The sequence below is a fragment of the Erwinia sp. PsM31 genome (assembly GCF_030433775.1).
Classification (GTDB): domain Bacteria; phylum Pseudomonadota; class Gammaproteobacteria; order Enterobacterales; family Enterobacteriaceae; genus Erwinia; species Erwinia aeris.
In genome coordinates this window covers 11,436-29,960 of record NZ_JARUWZ010000033.1, presented here as the reverse complement: position 1 = coordinate 29,960, position 18,525 = coordinate 11,436, and the positions used below count along the sequence as shown (strand labels likewise).

22 protein-coding genes and 2 pseudogenes are annotated in these 18,525 nt (G+C 56.5%); 10 read left to right on the top strand and 14 right to left on the bottom strand.

What is annotated here, in order from left to right; all coding sequences use genetic code 11:
* Positions 1–31 precede the first annotated feature (31 nt).
* Together QCD69_RS19575 and QCD69_RS19570 are read right to left on the bottom strand one after the other, a co-directional pair.
* Positions 32–907 carry a pyridoxamine 5'-phosphate oxidase family protein gene (locus QCD69_RS19575; protein WP_301253242.1) on the bottom strand — a complete coding sequence of 292 codons (876 nt, stop codon included), beginning with the start codon at positions 905–907 and terminating at the stop codon, positions 32–34.
* A gap of 2 nt (positions 908–909) precedes the next feature.
* On the bottom strand, positions 910–1,527 hold the full coding sequence (locus QCD69_RS19570; protein ID WP_253454419.1) for a glutathione S-transferase family protein: 618 nt from the start codon (positions 1,525–1,527) through the stop codon (positions 910–912).
* Positions 1,528–1,621: 94 nt separating this feature from the next.
* On the opposite strand from QCD69_RS19570, the gene QCD69_RS19565 reads away from it, so the two are divergent.
* The 3 genes from QCD69_RS19565 (at position 1,622) to QCD69_RS19555 (ending at position 4,064) form a co-directional block, all read left to right on the top strand.
* Positions 1,622–2,545: a LysR family transcriptional regulator gene (locus tag QCD69_RS19565; protein ID WP_301253240.1), complete on the top strand. Its 924-nt coding sequence runs from the start codon at positions 1,622–1,624 to the stop codon at positions 2,543–2,545.
* A gap of 86 nt (positions 2,546–2,631) precedes the next feature.
* Positions 2,632–3,237, top strand: coding sequence for a glutathione transferase GstA (gene gstA / locus QCD69_RS19560; protein ID WP_253454421.1), 606 nt, complete (start codon positions 2,632–2,634; stop codon positions 3,235–3,237).
* An 86-nt stretch (positions 3,238–3,323) separates the two neighbouring features.
* Positions 3,324–4,064: an NADPH-dependent oxidoreductase gene (locus QCD69_RS19555; RefSeq protein WP_253454422.1), complete on the top strand. Its 741-nt coding sequence runs from the start codon at positions 3,324–3,326 to the stop codon at positions 4,062–4,064.
* Between the two features lie 33 nt (positions 4,065–4,097).
* Here QCD69_RS19555 and pdxY read toward each other — a convergent pair whose 3' ends face one another.
* The 5 genes from pdxY to anmK all read right to left on the bottom strand — a co-directional run bounded on the left by pdxY (position 4,098) and on the right by anmK (position 8,623).
* Positions 4,098–4,958, bottom strand: coding sequence for a pyridoxal kinase PdxY (pdxY, locus tag QCD69_RS19550; RefSeq protein ID WP_125289802.1), 861 nt, complete (start codon positions 4,956–4,958; stop codon positions 4,098–4,100).
* A gap of 94 nt (positions 4,959–5,052) precedes the next feature.
* Entirely contained in the window at positions 5,053–6,327 is a 1,275-nt protein-coding gene (tyrS, locus tag QCD69_RS19545; protein WP_253454423.1) for a tyrosine--tRNA ligase, read from the bottom strand.
* Between the two features lie 134 nt (positions 6,328–6,461).
* Positions 6,462–7,115: a pyridoxamine 5'-phosphate oxidase gene (gene pdxH / locus QCD69_RS19540; RefSeq protein WP_301253239.1), complete on the bottom strand. Its 654-nt coding sequence runs from the start codon at positions 7,113–7,115 to the stop codon at positions 6,462–6,464.
* 60 nt (positions 7,116–7,175) lie between these two features.
* On the bottom strand, positions 7,176–7,481 hold the full coding sequence (locus QCD69_RS19535; protein ID WP_253454425.1) for an MliC family protein: 306 nt from the start codon (positions 7,479–7,481) through the stop codon (positions 7,176–7,178).
* 20 nt (positions 7,482–7,501) lie between these two features.
* A complete protein-coding gene (anmK, locus tag QCD69_RS19530; protein WP_301253237.1) occupies positions 7,502–8,623 on the bottom strand; it encodes an anhydro-N-acetylmuramic acid kinase in 1,122 nt (373 codons plus the stop codon).
* A 273-nt stretch (positions 8,624–8,896) separates the two neighbouring features.
* Here anmK and slyB (QCD69_RS19525) point away from each other — a divergent pair, with 273 nt between their 5' ends.
* The gene (gene slyB / locus QCD69_RS19525; protein WP_253461006.1) at positions 8,897–9,364 is read left to right on the top strand and encodes an outer membrane lipoprotein SlyB; all 468 of its coding nucleotides are present in this window, start codon (positions 8,897–8,899) and stop codon (positions 9,362–9,364) included.
* 224 nt (positions 9,365–9,588) lie between these two features.
* On the opposite strand, the gene QCD69_RS19520 is transcribed toward slyB (QCD69_RS19525), so the two are convergent.
* The 4 genes and pseudogenes from QCD69_RS19520 to QCD69_RS19505 all read right to left on the bottom strand — a co-directional run.
* Positions 9,589–10,170, bottom strand: coding sequence for a hypothetical protein (locus QCD69_RS19520; RefSeq protein WP_301253235.1), 582 nt, complete (start codon positions 10,168–10,170; stop codon positions 9,589–9,591).
* Positions 10,167–10,529, bottom strand: a complete 363-nt coding sequence (locus tag QCD69_RS19515) for a tlde1 domain-containing protein (RefSeq protein ID WP_301253233.1) — start codon at positions 10,527–10,529, stop codon at positions 10,167–10,169. The genes QCD69_RS19520 and QCD69_RS19515 overlap by 4 nt, the downstream gene beginning before the upstream one ends.
* Positions 10,529–11,017 carry a type VI secretion system tube protein TssD gene (gene tssD / locus QCD69_RS19510; protein ID WP_301253231.1) on the bottom strand — a complete coding sequence of 163 codons (489 nt, stop codon included), beginning with the start codon at positions 11,015–11,017 and terminating at the stop codon, positions 10,529–10,531. Before tssD ends, QCD69_RS19515 begins: the two co-directional genes overlap by 1 nt.
* 177 nt (positions 11,018–11,194) lie before the next feature.
* Positions 11,195–11,559, bottom strand: a pseudogene (locus tag QCD69_RS19505) (transposase); the annotation flags it as partial.
* A 2-nt stretch (positions 11,560–11,561) separates the two neighbouring features.
* Between QCD69_RS19505 and slyB (QCD69_RS19500) the strand changes: the two are divergent.
* Positions 11,562–11,735 (top strand): annotated as a pseudogene (gene slyB, locus QCD69_RS19500) (outer membrane lipoprotein SlyB); the annotation flags it as partial.
* Between the two features lie 27 nt (positions 11,736–11,762).
* Here the strand turns inward: slyB (QCD69_RS19500) and slyA are convergent.
* Positions 11,763–12,197, bottom strand: a complete 435-nt coding sequence (gene slyA, locus QCD69_RS19495) for a transcriptional regulator SlyA (RefSeq protein ID WP_253454427.1) — start codon at positions 12,195–12,197, stop codon at positions 11,763–11,765.
* Positions 12,198–12,346: 149 nt separating this feature from the next.
* Here slyA and QCD69_RS19490 point away from each other — a divergent pair, with 149 nt between their 5' ends.
* Genes QCD69_RS19490 through QCD69_RS19475 form a run of 4 tightly spaced genes read left to right on the top strand, consistent with a single transcriptional unit; the run spans position 12,347 to position 15,829 of the window.
* Positions 12,347–12,586, top strand: a complete 240-nt coding sequence (locus QCD69_RS19490) for a DUF1656 domain-containing protein (protein WP_253454428.1) — start codon at positions 12,347–12,349, stop codon at positions 12,584–12,586.
* A complete protein-coding gene (locus QCD69_RS19485) occupies positions 12,583–13,440 on the top strand; it encodes an efflux RND transporter periplasmic adaptor subunit (protein WP_253454429.1) in 858 nt (285 codons plus the stop codon). The genes QCD69_RS19490 and QCD69_RS19485 overlap by 4 nt, the downstream gene beginning before the upstream one ends.
* Entirely contained in the window at positions 13,437–15,440 is a 2,004-nt protein-coding gene (locus QCD69_RS19480; protein WP_253454430.1) for an FUSC family protein, read from the top strand. The genes QCD69_RS19485 and QCD69_RS19480 overlap by 4 nt, the downstream gene beginning before the upstream one ends.
* A 59-nt stretch (positions 15,441–15,499) precedes the next feature.
* Entirely contained in the window at positions 15,500–15,829 is a 330-nt protein-coding gene (locus tag QCD69_RS19475) for a NirD/YgiW/YdeI family stress tolerance protein (protein WP_301253228.1), read from the top strand.
* Between the two features lie 39 nt (positions 15,830–15,868).
* Here QCD69_RS19475 and sodC read toward each other — a convergent pair whose 3' ends face one another.
* Complete coding sequence (sodC, locus tag QCD69_RS19470; RefSeq protein ID WP_301253226.1) at positions 15,869–16,387, bottom strand: superoxide dismutase [Cu-Zn] SodC; 519 nt, start codon at positions 16,385–16,387, stop codon at positions 15,869–15,871.
* 74 nt (positions 16,388–16,461) lie between these two features.
* Complete coding sequence (locus QCD69_RS19465) at positions 16,462–16,701, bottom strand: DUF1289 domain-containing protein (protein ID WP_125289792.1); 240 nt, start codon at positions 16,699–16,701, stop codon at positions 16,462–16,464.
* Between the two features lie 131 nt (positions 16,702–16,832).
* On the opposite strand from QCD69_RS19465, the gene eptA reads away from it, so the two are divergent.
* Positions 16,833–18,500 (top strand): phosphoethanolamine transferase EptA, encoded by a 1,668-nt coding sequence (gene eptA / locus QCD69_RS19460; RefSeq protein ID WP_301253225.1) that lies wholly within the window; start codon positions 16,833–16,835, stop codon positions 18,498–18,500.
* The last annotated feature ends 25 nt before the right edge of the window (positions 18,501–18,525 follow it).

Here is an 18,525-nt window from a genome sequence, read left to right as displayed (position 1 = left end):
TCGACTTAGTGCTGAAAAGGGTGACGCCACGTCACCCTTTTTTATTGACGGCCAACGTCGAGGCGGCAAACTCCACCGCCAGCCCGGCGGCGGGCAGCAGCTGGCGAAAACGCACTATTTTTTCCGGCGCGATCAGCAGGCAACGTTCTTCCCCCTCCTTTTGTGGCCAGACAAGCTCCGCCGTTCCCTGAATATGCAGCGCCGCGCCCTGATGAAAATCCATAATCAGCAGCGCGCAGCGAGGCGCCAGCAGCAGATTCCCCAGCGTATTCATATAACGGTTGCCCGCGTAGTCAACGATCGCCAGCTTCCCCTGCGTCATCCCGATAAAACCCGGCGGCCCGCCGCGATGGGAAATATCCGCGCCCTGCTGCGGCGCGCGGCTGGCGATAAAGCAGGTATCCGCGGCGGCAATCAGGTAGCGCGCATCGGCATCCAGCGCGGCCAGCGGCTCCCGCTCCGGCTGTCGCAGCAGCTGGTGCTCAGGCAAGATCCGCCGCTGAATATATTTTGGGCAGTTGCCAAAGCTTTCCTGCACGGCGAGCGTCACAAAATCTGGCGTAACGCTGGCGATCGTGCCGTTGACCCGATTGCGCCGCCGGTTGGAAAAATCGAGGCCCAGGCCGCCCGCCGTCATGCCGGGTCTTAAAGCCGGCAGGCCGGGAAAGGTCGTTAAGGAAGCGGTGGCTATGCGCAGATGGTTCTCATCCGTTGCCTGCACAAATCCCGGCTCGCCCTGCAAAACGGCCGCAACCGGATAGCCAGCGGCATCGATCGTGCTGAAATAAAACTGGCTCAGCCCGGCGTAAAACAGCTGGTGCTGTTGCGGCATTGCCGTATAGATGGCGGCGCTTTCGGGGCTAAAGCCCGCCTTTTGCTGCGCCAGACGTTCGCCGGAGTGGAACATGGTTACGCTTCCTGTGGATGCGGCAGCGGCGGCAGCGCAATAAATCCCGGCAGCGCCTCAACGTTTTGCAGCCATTGGCGAATAGCCGGATAGTCGCGCAGCGAAATGCCGCCTTCCGGCGCGCAGGCGACGTAGGCATAGCAGGCCAAATCGGCAAGCGTCGCGCTGTCGCCCACCAGCCAGCTTTTGCCGCCTAAATGCGCCTCCATCTGCGGTAAAAATTTACGCGCTGTCGCCACTGCCGAGTCATAATTCTCTGGCGTGCCGAACTGTTTAATCAGCCGCGCCGAGGCAACCCCGTAGCGAATTTCGCCTGCGGCCTTGCCCAGCCATTGCTGCACCTGGGCTTGCTGATGCAGATCCTGCGGCAGCCACTGGCTGTCCGGCGCATAGCGTTTTACCAGCCAGATCAGTATCGCGTTGCTGTCGGTAATGACGTGCTCGCCATCCACCAGCACCGGCACCTGTCCCAGCGGATTCAGCGCCAGAAAAGCGGCGCTTTTTCTGACATCGGCACCAGCCTCTTTCAGGGTGGTCGGCAGGTTCAGCATAGCCAGCAGCAGCCGGACGCGATGCACGTGCCCCGAAAGTTCCGTTCCATAAAGCGTTAAGGTAGTCATGACGTTTCTCCTCTGTTTTTTCCAGCATACTCTTGCTGAAAACGGCGTAAACCGGCAAAGATAGCAATTCATAATTTCATAAAGTGAAACGGTGATGGATAAACTCGACGAGCTGGCGGTCTTTGTCGCCGTGGTGCAGCAGGGAAGCCTGGCGGCGGCGGCCCGCATGCTGCGGCGTTCTCCGGCGGCGATAACCCGCACGCTGGCCGCGCTGGAGCAGCGCCTGGCCTGTACGCTGATAGAGCGTACCACGCGTCGCCTGGCGCCGACGCCCGCAGGCGTTGCGCTGTTTGAACGGGCAAAAGGCGTGCTGGACGCTTATCAACAGGCGCTTTCCGCCAGCGACGGCAATCCGCTCAGCGGCCAGCTTAGCCTGACCGCGCCGGTGCAGTTTGGCCGCAGGCATGTCGCCCCGCTGGTGCTGACGTTTCTGGAGCGCTATCCGGATATCCAAATCGATTTACAGCTCAACGACGGCTATCAGGATCTGATTGAGCAAGGGCTGGATATGGCGGTGCGCATTGGGCAGCTGCGCGACTCTTCGCTGGTTGCCGTCGAGGTCGGCCGCGTGCGGCGCCTGCTGGTCGCAAGCCCGGACTATCTGGCCCGCATGGGCGAGCCTTTATCGCCTGCCGCGCTGGCGGATCACCATCTGATTGCCGGTGTGACAGCCAGTAAAACGTGGCGCTTTACCGCCGCTGGCTTGCAGGAGCGCGTTCGCATCACGCCCAGGCTAACCGTTAACGAGGTGGAAACCCAGCTGATCGCCGCCCGCGCGGGAAAAGGCATCGCCCGCCTGCTCTCCTATCAGGTTTACGAGGATCTACAGGCGGGAACGCTGTGCGAAGTGCTGCCCGCGTTTCGTTGCGCCGCCGTTCCGGTGCAGCTGGTGACGCAGAATGTCAAATATATGCCCGCCCGCGTGCGGGCATTCTGGGAGCTGGCTCGCGCCGCGCTGCCCGAGCTTGCCTGTTTTCAGACCAATAAGCCGGGCCAGCCCGAAAAAGAGATCGATTAAGCCAGCCGCGTACGCAAAGCCGCTGACTTTTTGAGCAGACGGCACTAAGCTAAGAACATCTTTTCCTCTGAGTCAGGGAGTACGCCATGAAACTGTTCTTTAAACCCGGTGCCTGTTCGCTTTCGCCGCATATCGTGATGCTGGAAACGGGCCTGGATTTCACGCTGGTCAGGGTCGATACCGCCGCCGGGATCACCGAGCAACAGGAAGATTACCGCCGGATAAACCCAAAAGGAAAAGTCCCCGCGCTACAGTTTGACGACGGCACCGTGCTGACCGAAGGCGTAGCGATTGTCCAGTATCTGGCGGATCTGAAACCCGACCGTCAGCTGCTGGCGCCGACCGGCACGCTGGCGCGCTATCAGACGCTGGAATGGCTGAGCTTTATCTCATCGGAGCTGCATAAAGGCTTTTCGCCGCTGTTCAGCGATGCCGCGCCGGACGACTATAAAGCCGTGTTGCGCCAGCAGCTGGAGGAAAAATTCACCTGGATCGATGGCGAGCTGAAAGACAAACAGTGGCTGTCTGGCCTGCATTTCAGCGCCGCAGATGCCTATCTGTTTACCGTAATGCGTTGGGCGAAATTGCTGAAGCTGAATATAGCCAGCCTGTCGGCGCTGGAAGGCTGGTTTCAGCGCGTTGCGGCACGACCATCCGTAATTGAGGCCTTAGAGGCGGAAGGACTGAACTGAAGGCCTGCGGATGAGCCAGCGCATAAGGTGTTAAACCGCGTAGCGGCAATGCCTTATACTCTGCGGCTATTACATCTGGAGGTACTATGAGTTCCGTAATTGATATCCTTACCGCCCATAAAAGCGAGCGCAGCTTTACCGATCGTCCGATTGATGACGCTATCCTCGATCGTCTTGTTGCGTCCGCCTACCGTGCGCCAACCTCGGTGAACTCACAGCAGGTGTCGCTGGTTATTACGCGCAATGCCGAAGCTCGCGGCAAGATTTCCGCTATTGCCGGCGGCCAGCCGTGGATTGCCAAAGCGCCGCTGTTTATCACCTTTGTGCTGGATATGCATAAAAGCCAGCAGGCGATGGCGGCCATCGATAAAGAGCAGATTGCCCAGCAGAGTATTGAAAGCGTGGTCTCCGGCGCGACCGACATCGGCATTGCGCTGGGCGCCGTGATGACGGCCGCGCGGGCTGAAGGCCTGGGCATTGTGCCGATTGGCGGCATCCGTCGCGATCCGCAGGCGATGATTGAGCTGCTGCATCTTCCCGAGCTGACTTTCCCCGTGGTCGGGCTGGCGCTTGGCTATGTGGATGAGCCGGCGCATCAGAAACCGCGCCTGCCGCTGAGCACTTTCCGTCACGAAGAGCGCTACAGCACGGAAGGCCTGCAGGAAAATATCGCGGCTTATAATCAGGAGATGGTGCAGCACTGGCAGAATATCGGCCGCCAGGACGGCGAAAGCTGGAGCGAGAGCGTTTCCGGCTACTATCAAAATATCTATTTCCCGGACGTGCTGTCCGCGCTGCTTAAGCAGGGCTTCGGCAACGAGAAATAATGAGGTTGCCGGGCTGCTTTCAGCCCGGCAATATCAGAGTTTTACCGCATCAAAATGCTGCTGGGGATTGGCGATACTGTCCTGAGCCGCCACCAGCTGAAGCTCGTACTCCCCCATCTCATGGGTTTTCAGCATCACTTCATAGACCGCCGCCGTAATGTGCTCTAACGCCTCTTTCAGCCCCAGACCGTGCAGCAGATCCACCAGCAGCAGCCCGCTGGTCAGATCGCCGACGCCTACCGGCTGACGCACGCCAAAATCCACCAGCGGACGGCTGATATGCCAGGCCTCATCCGCCGTGACCAGCAGCATTTCAAAGCGATCGCTGCGCTGGCCTGCCCGCGCCAGATGCTTCACCAGCACGATTTTCGGCCCTTTGGCGATCAGCTCGCGCGCGGTGGCGATAGCCTGCTCCACGCTGTTGACCTCATGACCGCTGAGCAGCTCCAGCTCCAGCAGGTTCGGCGCAATAATATCGCTGGCGGGCAGCGCGCTGCGGGCATGAAACTCCGCCACGCCGGGCGCAACGATACAGCCCTTTTCAGGATGACCCATCACCGGATCGCAGAAGTACCAGGCGTCGGGATTAGCCGCTTTCACCTGACGAACGATTTCGAGGATCTGCTCGCCCTGCTCTGCGGAGCCAAGATAGCCGCTGAGCACGGCATCACAGGTTTTCAGCCGGTCGATAGCCGCAATGCCGCTGACGATATCGGTCAGGTGGCTGGCAGGCATGACCACGCCGGTCCACTGGCCGTACTGGGTATGATTAGAAAACTGTACGGTATTCAGGGGCCAAACGTTTGCGCCCATGCGGCGCATCGGGAATTCCGAGGCGCTGTTGCCGGCATGGCCGAAAACGGTGTGCGACTGGACGGAGAGAATGTTTTTCATGGAAACCTTGCCGGAAAAAAGGGACGGGATGCTTAAAAGCGGGCTGGCGCGCCCCTGCTTCAGGACGCGCCTTTGTCTGTTCACGCCTGAAGCATTATTTCCAGACGATCAGACAGTAGTTCTTTTTACCACGGCGCAGCAGCGTAAAGCGATTAAACAGGCGATCTGCCGGTGCAAACGCGTATTCCGCGCTGAGCTGCACGTCACCGTTGATACTTACCGCTTTCGATTCGATCAGCTTACGCGCCTGGCCGCGAGACGGCGCTAAATCGCCGTCGACCATCGCCTGTTGCAGATCCTGACCGGCTTCCAGCTCAACAAACGGCATTCCGTCCTGCGCCAGCTGCTCAAAGTCCGCTTCGGTCATTTCCGCCAGGCTGCCGGAAAAGAGGCTTTTGGTAATGCGCTGCGCGGCGGTCAGGCCTTCTTCGCCGTGCACCAGCTTCGTGACCTGCTCCGCCAGCACATACTGGGCGCGAGGCGCTTTACCGCTGTTTTTGTCTTCTTCTTCCAGCGCATTGATCTCTTCAATGCTCATAAAGGTAAAGAACTTCAGGAAGCGGTAAACGTCGGCGTCCGCGGTATTGATCCAGAACTGGTAGAATTTGTACGGGCTGGTTTTCTTCGCGTCCAGCCACACCGCGCCACCTTCGGTTTTACCGAACTTGGTGCCGTCGGATTTAGTGATCAGCGGAACGGTCAGGCCAAACACCTGGTTCTGATGCAGACGACGAGTCAGATCGATACCGGAGGTGATGTTGCCCCACTGATCGGAGCCGCCAATCTGCAACGCCACGCCGTAGCGCTCGTTCAGGCAGGCGAAGTCGTAGCCCTGTAGCAGATTGTAGGAGAACTCGGTAAAGGAGATGCCCTGGTCGTCACGGTTCAGACGCTGCTTCACCGCTTCTTTATTAATCATCTGATTAACGGAGAAGTGCTTACCGATATCGCGCAGGAAAGTCAGCACGTTCATGCTGCCGAACCAGTCGTAGTTATTGGCCGCTACGGCGCTGTTGTCGCCGCAGTCGAAGTTCAGGAAAGGCGCGACCTGGCCGCGGATCTTTTCCACCCACTCGTTAACGGTATCCGCGGTGTTCAGCTTGCGCTCGGCCGCCTTAAAGCTCGGATCGCCGATCAGACCGGTCGCGCCGCCCACCAGCGCCACCGGACGGTGACCGGCATCCTGGAAGCGCTTCAGGCAGAGAAGCGGGACCAGATGGCCCAAATGCAAGCTGTCCGCGGTCGGATCGAAGCCGCAATAGAGCGCGATTGGCCCTTGCGCCAGCCGCTCTGCTAACGCTTCCTCATCCGTTACCTGGGCGACCAGGCCACGCTCTTGCAATTGTTTAATCAGGTTACTGCTGCCCATCTGTGACTCCGTGTAAAAAAAGTCTGCACCTTTGCTGGTACACAGCTCTCCGCTGGCTAGCGGATGAAAAAAAGGGGTATAGAATAAAGCGCCGACGGGCTCTGTGCCAGCGCTTAACGGATTATTTCGCGCAATCAGGGCGCCAGACGATCGATTTTCCACGCCTCGTTGTCGCGCTGGTAGAAAAAGCGGTCATGCAGACGATGTTCGCCGCCCTGCCAGAACTCCATTGAGTCTATGGTAATGCGATAGCCGCCCCAAAAGCTCGGCAGCGGCACCTCGCCCTGCTGAAATTTCTGCTTCAGTTCCAGAAACTTGCCTTCCAGCACGCCGCGCGCGGAAATGCGGCTCGACTGTTTCGATACCCATGCGCCTATCTGGCTTTCGCGCGGGCGGCTGTGGAAGTACTTTATCACGTCGATCATTGACAGTTTTTCAACGCGGCCCAGCACCATCACCTGGCGCTCCAGCATATGCCACGGAAACAGCAGGCTGATGCGCGGATTTTTTTCCAGATGCTGTGCTTTGCGGCTGCCCAGATTGGTGTAAAACACCATGCCGCGCGTATCAAAATGCTTCAGCAGCACGATGCGCTGGTAAGGCTGCCCGTGCTCGTCCACGGTCGCCACGCTCATGGCAGTAGGATCCGGCAGCTGCGCGGCAACCGCCTGGCTCAGCCACTGTTCAAACAGCACCAGCGGGTCGTCAGGCAGATCCTTGCGGCGCAGGCCGCCACGAGTATATTCACGGCGCAGATGAGCAATCTGCTGTAGGCTGTCGTCATTCATGGGATTTTCCGCTATCAGAGTTGAGGCATTGTGCGCCTCATCACAATCAATTTCAACGAGTTAACGGTTTTCGAGCCGGCAGTCGTCAATGATGATTTTGCCGTTGCGCTCCACAAAAGCGCCGTCGCCTTTTGACCAGAAAACGTAGTTTTCATCGGCATAGCGCGTGCCGGAAGCGGCGGGCTGCTGCTTCAGCGTCAGCGGATTGCCGTCCAGAATCAGATTCACTTCCTCACGATCGTTATCCAGCAGCACCGACAGCGGCAGCGTGCCGCAGCGATAGTGCAACCGGCTGATTTTTTCAGGCGTCTGATGTAGACATCCGCTCAGCAGCAGCGCGGCCATCAGCAATAAACATTTTTTCATCTTTGCTCCATTCAGATAACTCAGCGGCAGCGCTGAACATTAGCGGGAAAGATTGCACCGATCACGGAGGCTTCGCGCGCGCCGGTCACGGAAGGCAGATTACCCGGCTGCGATGAGAGCGTACGGCAGGCCAGCCAGGCGAAAGCTAGCGCTTCCATATCGTCACCGCGAATGCCGACCTCATCGGTGGCGTTGACTTCAATGCCCGGCAGCAGCGCTTTCAACCGCGCCATCAGCAGCGGGTTTTTTCCGCCGCCACCGCACACCAGCAGCCGCTCGCAGCCGCCGCTCAGCATCACCTGCTGCGCAATAGTGGATGCGGTCAGCTCCACCAGCGTGGCCTGCACGTCCTGCGGCGGCAGACCGGGGAAGTTAACCAGCTGCCGGTCGATCCAGGCCGGATTGAAATATTCTCTGCCGGTAGACTTGGGCGCGGCCAGCGCAAACCAGGGATCCGCCAGCATTTGCTGCAATAAAGGATACACTACCTGGCCGCTGCTGCCCCAGGCGCCGTCCCGATCGTAGGGCTGACCCTGGTGACGCCAGATCCACGCGTCCAGCAGCATATTGCCCGGCCCGGTATCGTAGCCGCCCACCGGCTGGCCGGGGAGCAGCAGCGAGAGGTTGGCAATGCCGCCGATATTCAGCACCATCCGCCGCTCTTCAGGATGCATCAACACTGCCTGATGAAAAGCGGGCACCAGCGGCGCGCCCTGTCCGCCTAACGCCATATCCCGGCGGCGAAAATCCCCCACCACCGTAATGCCGGTCAGCGCGGCTATCTGGTTATTGTCGCCGATTTGCAGCGTATTAGGCGCGTCGCCCAGCGGCTCGTGCCAGACGGTCTGCCCGTGGCAGCCGATGGCGGCGATATCCTCTTTCTCCAGCCCTTCGCGCTCGATCAATGCCTGTACCGCTTCGGCAAACAGCCGGCCCAGCCGCGTATCCAGCTGCCCCAGCCGGGAAAGCGTCAGCGACTGCCCCTGGCTGACCGCCAGGATCTCCTGGCGCAGCGCCAGCGGCATGGGATGGCAGTAGCTGGCCTGCTGCGCCACCATCTGCGGGTCAATTGCGGCCAGCACCACGTCCACGCCGTCCAGACTGGTTCCTGACATTACGCCTATATAACGTCCCGATCTCATCAAAGTCCCTTACCCGCTGTGGGAATATCAAACCTGGGTACAGCGTCGCAAAAACGGTGCAGCAATTCTATGATTAACTGTGCATTTTTACATGATGACAGACTTTTTACTGCGCTTTCCGCGCCGGCATTGATTTCAGGTTTACCCGCACTGCGCTATGCTTAAAGCAATTTTTTGACGTAACCACACAGCAGGCATTGCCTGTACCGTATAATTAGGTTATTGATCGCTGCGCAATTGACTGCAGCACATGGAAAAGAAAGGAGTTTGATGATGTTGAAGCGCATGATGATCGTAGCACTGACCGGTGTGACTTTAGCAGGCTGCGCCAATGACAGCTCGCTTTCCGGCGACGTTTACACCGCCTCGGAAGCGAAACAGGTGCAGAGCGTCACTTACGGCACGCTGGTTGGCGTCCGTCCCGTCCAGATCCAGGGCGGCGACGACAGCAATGTGATCGGCGCGCTCGGCGGCGCGGTGCTCGGCGGCTTCCTGGGTAATACCGTTGGCGGCGGCACGGGCCGCAGCCTGGCAACGGCGGCAGGCGCAATTGCCGGCGGCGTGGCCGGTCAGGGCGTACAGGGATCCATAAACAAAACTCAGGGCGTGGAGCTGGAGATCCGTAAGGATGACGGCAACACCATTATGGTGGTGCAGAAACAGGGCAACAGCCGTTTCGCTGTAGGACAGCGCGTCGCGCTGGCTTCCAACGGCAGCCAGATCACCGTTTCGCCACGCTAACCGAGGAACCGGCAATCGCCGGATCATCAGAGTGCGGATAAAGCCCATTCAGTGGACTGCACCCCCGTAATGTTAGACACAGTTTTTTTATGAGCAGTCCCCTGACCATAAACAGATGTTCAGGGGACTTCATAGAACAACCAGAACCACATCGCTTACATGTTCCAGTAATCCTCTACAAAGTTGCGCACAGGCAGTTTTGGACTTAATAATCCTATGCAAGTTCAGTTAGTCGTAATTTGACTAATTATTACACCCTCTACATTCTTGTCTTTAAGATTGTACTGAAGGCAGTTCATCTGTGTGAAATCACCATAAATCTTGGTGTCATTGCAATATCTAAACACTTTTGCATCTGAAGTTTCAGAAAATGATGATGAAATGTTTTTCAATGTCATATTCAATAAAGGAATCCCCTTGATTGTTACGCTTAAATCATCTGAATAAGAATAACATCCTTTCGTCCTCTCATTTCTGGCTACTGCTATAGATGTTAAATTGCCTTGCCCCATCTCGTTATCAGAAATAAACCAATAGTTCACGCCTTTTGAGTTCAGGCAAAGCCATGAGGCTTGATCTCCTTTGTTGATGGTTACGTCAGTACTTTTCGCTATGTCTGCAAGGAGGCTGTATTCCATAACAAACACGTTGTCGCCAACAATAACGTGAGGCGATAAATCCTTATTAGTATTGTATTCAGGAACGGATGCATCATCCTGGTAATAGTTAGCACCAAACCCCTCCATTTGCATAGACATAGCAGCAGGAGAAGCCATTACAGCAAGGGCAAGGGCAATATTTTTCATTTCACCTTTAACTCCCTTTCACCACTTGCCCAAATGCTCTTTCTGACGCTGATGGGGGCGATAATACATCCTTCGGATGAGTCCAGTGGATGCCTCTTGCTCGCGCCATGTATGCGAAAGGCTGAGCGTCCGCACATTGCATTACTCAGGTTAGGGGTAAGGTTTAGCGTATATTTCCCCGTATGAGGGGAATTGTGGGGGAAGCCGATTGTATAAGTCCCTCTGGGAAGAGGGCCTTTCCCGCTCACACATTCTTGAGAGCTATCATTTTTATATCCAGTCGCTCCGGCATAGTCAGCGGTATAAGTTTCACCGTTACGGGTAAAAGTGTGTGTTTTTACATCATATATCCACGCCATTATGCAGCCCGTCCTTTCCATAAGTCAGAATGAATAATATTGCCATCAAGATAATGCCATGTGATCTTCTCATAAGCTAAATCAACGTATTCAAGATGGTCATGCCTTTCCCATTGAGGATTGTTTATATCCATCATGAGCGGTTCTATTTCTGTTACTTTCACGCTCTCCAGCGTGGTCCTGAAGTACTCTTCCTCGAATCCGTTGTGGTTGATGCGATAGAACTTAAATACAGCCCTTTTTAGGGGCTGACCTGTAGACAATGCTTTGTAAAGATAAGATGATGAGCTATCGATGCCTTTCATGAAAGCATATGAGCTATGTAAACGCTTTGCAGTCGCTTTCCCAGTCAGAAAATCAGTAGGCTGTTCTACAGAGTGCATTAGTTCACTAACTTCTATGCTTCCTTCCCGACCATTCACATCGACACTGCCCTTTATTGAAGATCCACTGTCATCTTCGAGCCATAGGTAAACCGGAATAGCCATTGAATAAATTCCCTTATTAGTTGAATGGGCGATTATCCTCTGTCCAATCTTTCATGATGAGATGTTGTTTGATATTTTATTGAGACAGGTCAATAAAACACGCATTTCCCCGACTACATTCAGCCTTCGTCTCGTGTTCTCTGCGATCAGGCTGCCACTTGTTGAATGTTGAAGTAAGCGGAACTCAACCGGGCTGAGGCCATTGAGGCGCAAACTGATGCGTTCATGGTTGTAGTAGTGGATACAGGCGTCAATGGCCTCTTTCAGAGCAGGGATGCTGCTGAATTCTTCCAGATAGAAGCATCAGGATTTAAGCGTGCCGAAAAAGCTTTCAGCTATTGCGTTATCGAGGCAGTTGCCCTTTCACGACATGCTTTGCACCACGCCTGCCGCCCGGAGCCTGTCCTGATAAGCCGTCATCTGGTACTGCCAGCCTTGGTCAGTGTGCAGCACGGGCGTATCACCCGGCGACAGCCGTGTAAATACTTTATCCAGCATCGTATCAATAGCGCCATCACGTGCCTTTCCGACAGACTGTACGCGCGGTCAGGGCGTGCAGGGATCCATAAACAAAACTCAGGGCGTGGAGCTGGAGATCCGTAAGGATGACGGCAACACCATTATGGTGGTGCAGAAACAGGGCAACAGCCGTTTCGCTGTAGGGCAGCGCGTCGCGCTGGCTTCCAACGGCAGTCAGATTACCGTTTCGCCACGCTAAAAAAGGAACCGGCGCTCGCCGGTTCTTTTATTCGCGGTTTTGCAGATCCAGAATATTCTTTTCCAGCCTGGCGATTAGCGTCACCAGCTGGTCGATCTCCTGCTGGGAGATACCAGCCAAAATATCATCCCGCGTGGCGTCGATAACATGCTCGACTTCGCTAATGATCGGCGCCGCTTCCTCGGTCAGCTTGATGCGCTTGGCGCGACGATCGCTGGCGCAGGTGGTGCGGGTAATCAGCCCTTTTTCTTCCAGCTGATCCAGCGTGCGCACCAGCGAAGGCTGTTCAATGCCGATGGCTTTGGCCAGCTGGATCTGCGACTGCTCCGGCGGCAGCTGATGAATATTGTGCAGCGTGACCCAGTGCGTCTGCGTCAGCTCCAGGGGTTTCAGGCGCTGGTCGATCAGCGATCGCCAGATGCGCACCAGTCTTGCGAGATCCGTTCCTAATGGGGTATCCAATTTCCTCTCCTTATAATTAGCTTGCTAGCTATCAAGCCTCATTCCAGGCTATTCTGCGAGTTTACAGGACAGAATACAAATATCATTCACATTAAGCGTAATGCCAATCTACAGCTATGCTGTGACCTGGGTAACAAGGAGTGCTTTAAGTGAACAATGCTTTTACGGCGGCTGTTTCGCCGCTAACCGACCTGGTTTTCGGCGCGTCGCTCTATTTTCCGCCGCTGTTTAAAGCCGTGCTGGCCGGGTTTTTCCTCTGGCTGCTGATCCACCCCGTGTTGCGCAGCTGGATCTATTCCGGCGAGATTTGGCATCCCACCCTGCTCGACCTTTCCCTGTTTATTCTCTGCGTCAGCGCTTCGCTGTGGCTACTGATGGCATTCGTATGAAATTCAACTCGCTAAAATATTTTTCAACGCTGATCTTCTTCGCCGCCGCGCTTTGCGCAGGCTGGTGGCTATGGAATTTTTATATGCAGTCACCGTGGACGCGGGACGGTAAGGTGCGCGCCGAGCTGGTTAATATCACGCCGCAGGTTTCCGGGCGCATTGAAACGCTGCTGGTAAAAGATAACCAGTTCGTGACCAAAGGCACGCCGCTGCTGACGCTGGACGCCGAGCCTTATCGCATCGCGGTGCTGAACGCCGAGGCGCAGCTGACGAAGGCACAGGCCGATCTGCTGAAGGCTCAGCATGAGTCGCGGCGGCGTCAGAGTCTGCCACGCAACGTGATTTCCGCAGAAGATTTGGATGCGGCCGAGCTGAACGCGAAGTCGCTGGCGGCGGCGGCAAAGGCCGCTCAGGCGCAGCTGGAACAGGCGCGCTGGAACCTGACCCAGACGCAAATCGCCGCGCCAACCGACGGCTGGATCAGCAATCTGGTGGTGCGGCCCGGTAACTATGCCACCAGCGGAACGCCGGTCTTCGCGCTGGTCGACAGCCACTCTTTTTATGTGATGGGCTATTTTGAAGAGACCAAGCTGCGCCATATTCGTCCCGGCTATCGCGCGACCGTGCGGCTTTACAGCGATAACCGCGTGCTGCACGGCGAGGTCGAAAGCATTGGCCGCGCTATTTACGATCAAAGCGTGGAAAGCGACAGCTCACTCATTCCCGATATCAAACCGAACGTGCCCTGGGTGCGCCTTGCGCAGCGCGTGCCGGTGCGTATTCGCCTGGCCGCGTGGCCAAAAGATTTGCCGCTGGTAGCGGGCACCACCTGCACCATCACCGTTGCGCCATGAACTGGCAGTGGCTGGAGTGGCAAAACCTGCCGTGGATCAAAGCGACCCGAGGCCAGTGGCGCTACGCGTTGCGCAATGCCCTCGCGATGTGTCTGGCGCTGAGCATCGCCTATGCGCTGGCGCTGGACGAGCCTTACTGGGCGATGACTTCCGCCGCTGTGGTGAGTTTTCCGACCGTCGGCGGCGTAATCAGCAAAAGTTTGGGCAGGATTGCGGGCAGCCTGCTGGGCGCGGGCGCGGCGCTGCTGATCGCGGGCTATACGCTGAACGAACCCTGGCTGTTTGCGCTGGCTATCGCGGGCTGGCTGGCGCTCTGCACCTGGATCCAGAACCATTATCAAAATAACGTTGCCTATGCGTTTTCCCTGGCGGGCTACACCGCCGCCATTATTGTGTTTACCACGGTTAATATTACGGAAATCGGCGATCTGTGGGAGATTACCCAGGCGCGCGTTTGCGAAGTGATTACCGGCATCCTGTGCGGCGGCCTGATGATGATGATCCTGCCCAGCACCTCGGACGGCGAGACGTTGATTAACTCGCTGAAAGAGATGCATCTTCGCCTGCTGGATCATGGACGACTGCTGCTGCAACGCGAAAGCACCGATAATGTGCGTAGCGCGCATGAAAACGTTATTGGGCAGATCCTCACGCTTAATCTGCTGCGTATTCAGGCGTTCTGGAGCCATTATCGCTTTCGTCGGCAAAACAACGTGCTGAACTATATCCTGCATCAGCAGCTGCGCCTCACCAGCGTGATCTCCAGCCTGCGCCGAATGCTGCTGAACTGGCCCGACGCGCCGGAAGGCCTCTATACCGTTGTACAGCAGCTGCTGGATGAGCTGGCGAGCGCCGACTGCGATAAATATCGTCTGGCGCGACTGCTCGCCAGCGCCGCGCCGCAGGATCAAAGCGACTATCGCTATCAGGCTTTCTGGCATCGTCTGCGCTATTTCTGCTGGCTGTGGCTGAATATCCGCCGCTGGCTGCGGCTGTTTGAACAGGCCGACGACGATACCCGCCTCGCACCGCCCGCCGCCCCGGCGCTCGCCAGGCACAGCGACAGCGCGGAAGCCAGCTGGAGCGCCCTGCGCACCTTTAGCGTGATCGTGCTGGGCTGCGCTTTTACCATCGCCACCCAGTGGGATGCGGGCTCGGCAGCGTTAACGCTGGCCGCCATCAGCTGCGTGCTCTACTCCTCCGTGCCTTCGCCCGTCAGCAGCGTGTCGCTGCTGCTGAAAACGCTGCTGCTGCTTTCCGTGTTCAGCTTTATCATCAAGTTCGGCCTGATGGTGCAAATCAGCGTGCTGTGGCAGTTTTTGCTGCTGCTGTTTCCGCTGCTGGTCACGCTACAGCTTTTCAAGGTGCAGCAGAAAAAGCGCGCCGCGCTGTGGGGCCAGCTGATTGTGTTTGGCGGCTCGTTTCTTGCCGTTACCAATCCGCCCACCTATGACTATCAAAGCTTTATTAACAATAATATCGCCAAGGTGTGCGGCGTGCTGCTTGCGTGGCTGGCTTTTCTTATTTTGCGGCCCAGTTCCGACAAGCGGCGCAGCCGCCGCCATATCCGGGCGCTGCGCCGCGAGTTTCTCGATCAGCTCAGCCGCAGGCCGCACCTTAGCCAGAGCCGCTTTGAGTCGCTGATTTACTATCGGGTCAACCAGCTGAACGCCAGCCGTGACGAGCCGGCCAGGCTGTGGCTGCTGCGCTGGGGCGTGGTGTTGCTGAACTGTTCGCACATTGTCTGGCAGCTGCGCGACTGGCAGTGTGATTCGCCCGCACTGCTGGCGGTGCGGGACGCCATGCTGAGCAATCTGCATCGTATTATCAGCGGTAAAGGCGTACAGCAGCACGCGCTGGAAGAGACGTTAAAGGAACTGCAGGAAAATCTGGATCTGCTGGCGGCGGGCAAAACAAAAAGCGAAACGGAACTGGCGGGTATTGCCTGGCGGCTTTACTGCTCGCTCTCACAGCTGCAGCAGGCTTCGACATTGACATAACACCGAATTTTTCATTTATACTGGGCCACGCTTACATGGAGTTTAACGAATGAGGGATCATGATGAAAAAAATTCTGGCTACCGTTCTTCTGCTCGCCTGTTCTCTGCCGGCTTATGCTCATGCGGCAAAAACCGTCACGGTTAAAGAGGCGAAAACGCTGCGCGATGATACTCGCGTGGTGCTGACAGGCAAAATCACCGGACATGCAGGCGACGACGATCTTTACTGGCTGCAGGACAGCACCGGAAAAATCCGCATTGACATTGATGATGACGAGTGGGAAGACAATCACCTAGCAATTGGCAAAACCGTGCGCGTGGTCGGCGACGTGGATAAAAATGGCGGGCATACCGAAATCGAAGTCGATCATATTAGCGTGCTGCGTTAGGCAATAAACCTGCCGCCGCGACGAGCGGCGGCGGTTTGGTTAGATCACCCCGCAGGCGAAACGGCCGCCTCCGCCGCCCAGCGGCGCAGGATGATCGGCATGGTTATCGCCGCCGGCATGCACCATCAGCGCTTTGCCTTTAATATCCGACAGTTTTTTAATGCGCGGCGCCAGCACCGGATAGGTAGCCGTGCCGTCGGCGCTCACATAAAGGGCCGGTAAATCGCCCAGGTGACCATCCTGCCACGGTCCCAGATGCTTGCCGGTTTTTTGCGGATCGAGATGGCCGCCCGCCGCGCCTGCGGCAACCGCTTTCCCGTCGGTGGTTTTTGGATCGCAGCTGCCGTTGGCGTGCACATGGAAACCGTGAATACCCGGCGGCAGCTCTTTCAGCTGCGGCGTAAAGCTCAGGCCATAGGCCGTTTCTGCTATCGTTACCTGGCCAATACTGTCGCCTGCGCCTTCAGGGGTGGCAAGCCTGATATCGACTTTTTCGCTGGCGGCCTGGGCCAGGCCACAAAAGGCCAGCGATACCATAAGCAGGTTTATACGTCTCATTACACTTCCTCACATTTTGCTGTGGAAGCTATAAGCCTGGCCGCTATTTGCAGAACTACATAAGAATCTGTCTACTAAAACAAAGAAGGCTGTTCCGGTTCGTCCGGCTCGGCGGGTTTACCGGCGCGCAACAGTCGCTGCCGCCGCAAACGACAAAGCCGCAGCACCTCGCGTTTTTGCGCATCGCTGAACTTCATCCAGTTAAAGCGCTCCTCGCGGCTACGCAGGCAGCCACGGCAGTAGCCGCGATCGTCGCTCTGACAGATCCCCCGGCACGGGCTGGGAACGGGGAAAAACTCCAGTTGTTCGGCCAACGTCGCTCCTTATGCAGGGAAAATTTAAATGTAATATTAATGTTAGTCTTTCAACATCGTTTAGTGTCAGTTAATGTTTAATTGTGCTAACAAAGCTATGCTCATTCACCGCTTACTGCTGATGAACCTTTATGAAGCTGACTGCTTTACGCTGCAATGAAATCAGTTTTAACTTTTATGCCGCCTTGTTTTTTACGCTTATCCCGAATGCGCTGTTCTTTTTTCACGCGTGGGAGCGTATCCCTTACAGCGAGCTGAAGGATTATTTTTTCGCTGCCACCATGCCGCTGGTGCTGTTCTGCGGATTTCTGTTTATTTTTAGCGTGGCCGCCCTGCCGTGGATCAGAAAACCCCTGTTAATTTTTCTGGCTATCGTCAGCGCGGCGGCCAACTATTTTATTTACAGCTTTGGCACCGTTATCGACACCAATATGATCCAGAACGTGTTTGAAACGGATCTGCAGGAAGCGACCGCCCTGTTCAGCCTGCGCTATATCCTCTGGCTGCTTCTGCTGGGCCTGCTACCCGCGCTGCTTATCTGGCGGGTCAGGATTGTAACGCGGCGTCCATGGTGGATGAATATCGCTTTTCGCACCGGCACGGCCCTGGCGGCGCTGCTGGCGATCCTGCTGGTCGCCGCGCTGTTTTATAAAGATTACGCCTCGCTTATCCGTAACAATAAAGGCCTGGTGAAGATGATTACGCCGGTCAATATCGTCAGCGGCATTGGCCACTATATTGATAATCGCTGGTTTGACGGCGATCGCACGCTGATTAGCATCGGCCAGGATGCACGCAAAGGCCCGCAGATTTTAGCGCAGCAGAAAAAAACGCTGGTGGTGTTTGTGCTGGGCGAAACGGCGCGGGCGGAAAATTTTTCACTCGGCGGCTATGTGCGCAACACTAATCCGAAGCTGGCAAAAGATAACGTCATCTATTATCCCAACGCCACTTCGTGCGGAACGGAAACGGCCATTTCCGTACCCTGTATGTTTTCCAATATGCTGCGCGAGCATTACGATGCCAGCCTGGCGCGCCATCAGGAAGGGCTACTGGACGTAATGGCCCATGCGGGCGTCAGCGTGCTGTGGCGGGAAAACGACGGCGGCTGTAAGGGCGCCTGTGACCGCGTGCCGCATACCGACATGACGCGCTGGCAGCTGAAGAACTTTTGCCGTGACGATTACTGCCTTGACGACGTGCTGCTGTGGCGGCTGGATCGCTATCTGGACAGCATGAAAAACGACACGGTAGTTGTGCTGCATCAGATGGGCAGCCACGGCCCGGCTTACTACCGGCGCTATCCGGCAGACAAGAGGCCCTTTACTCCGACCTGCGACAGTAACCAGATCCAGGACTGTGACAGCCAGGCGCTGGTCAATACCTATGACAATACGCTCGTCTATACCGATTCAATGCTGGATGACACCATCGGCCTGCTGAAGACCTACAGCAGCCGCTACAACGTCGCGCTGATTTATCTTTCCGATCACGGTGAATCGCTGGGCGAACGCGGGATGTATCTGCACGGCGCGCCTTATCTGATTGCGCCCACTCAGCAGACGCATATTCCCTTTCTGCTGTGGCTTTCTGACGGCTACGCCAGCGCCTTTGGCATCAATAGTACCTGCCTGCGGCAGGCTTCCGGCGCGGCGGTGTCGCAGGACAACGTTTTCCATACGCTGCTGGGAATGATGAATATTGAAACCAAAGAGTACCAGCCCGCGCTGGATATGATCCGATCGTGCCGTACCGTTGCAGGTAGCGGCAATTTCTCTACTACGCTCAATAGTCACTGAAAATTTTGGCTTTGCCACCGCCGTA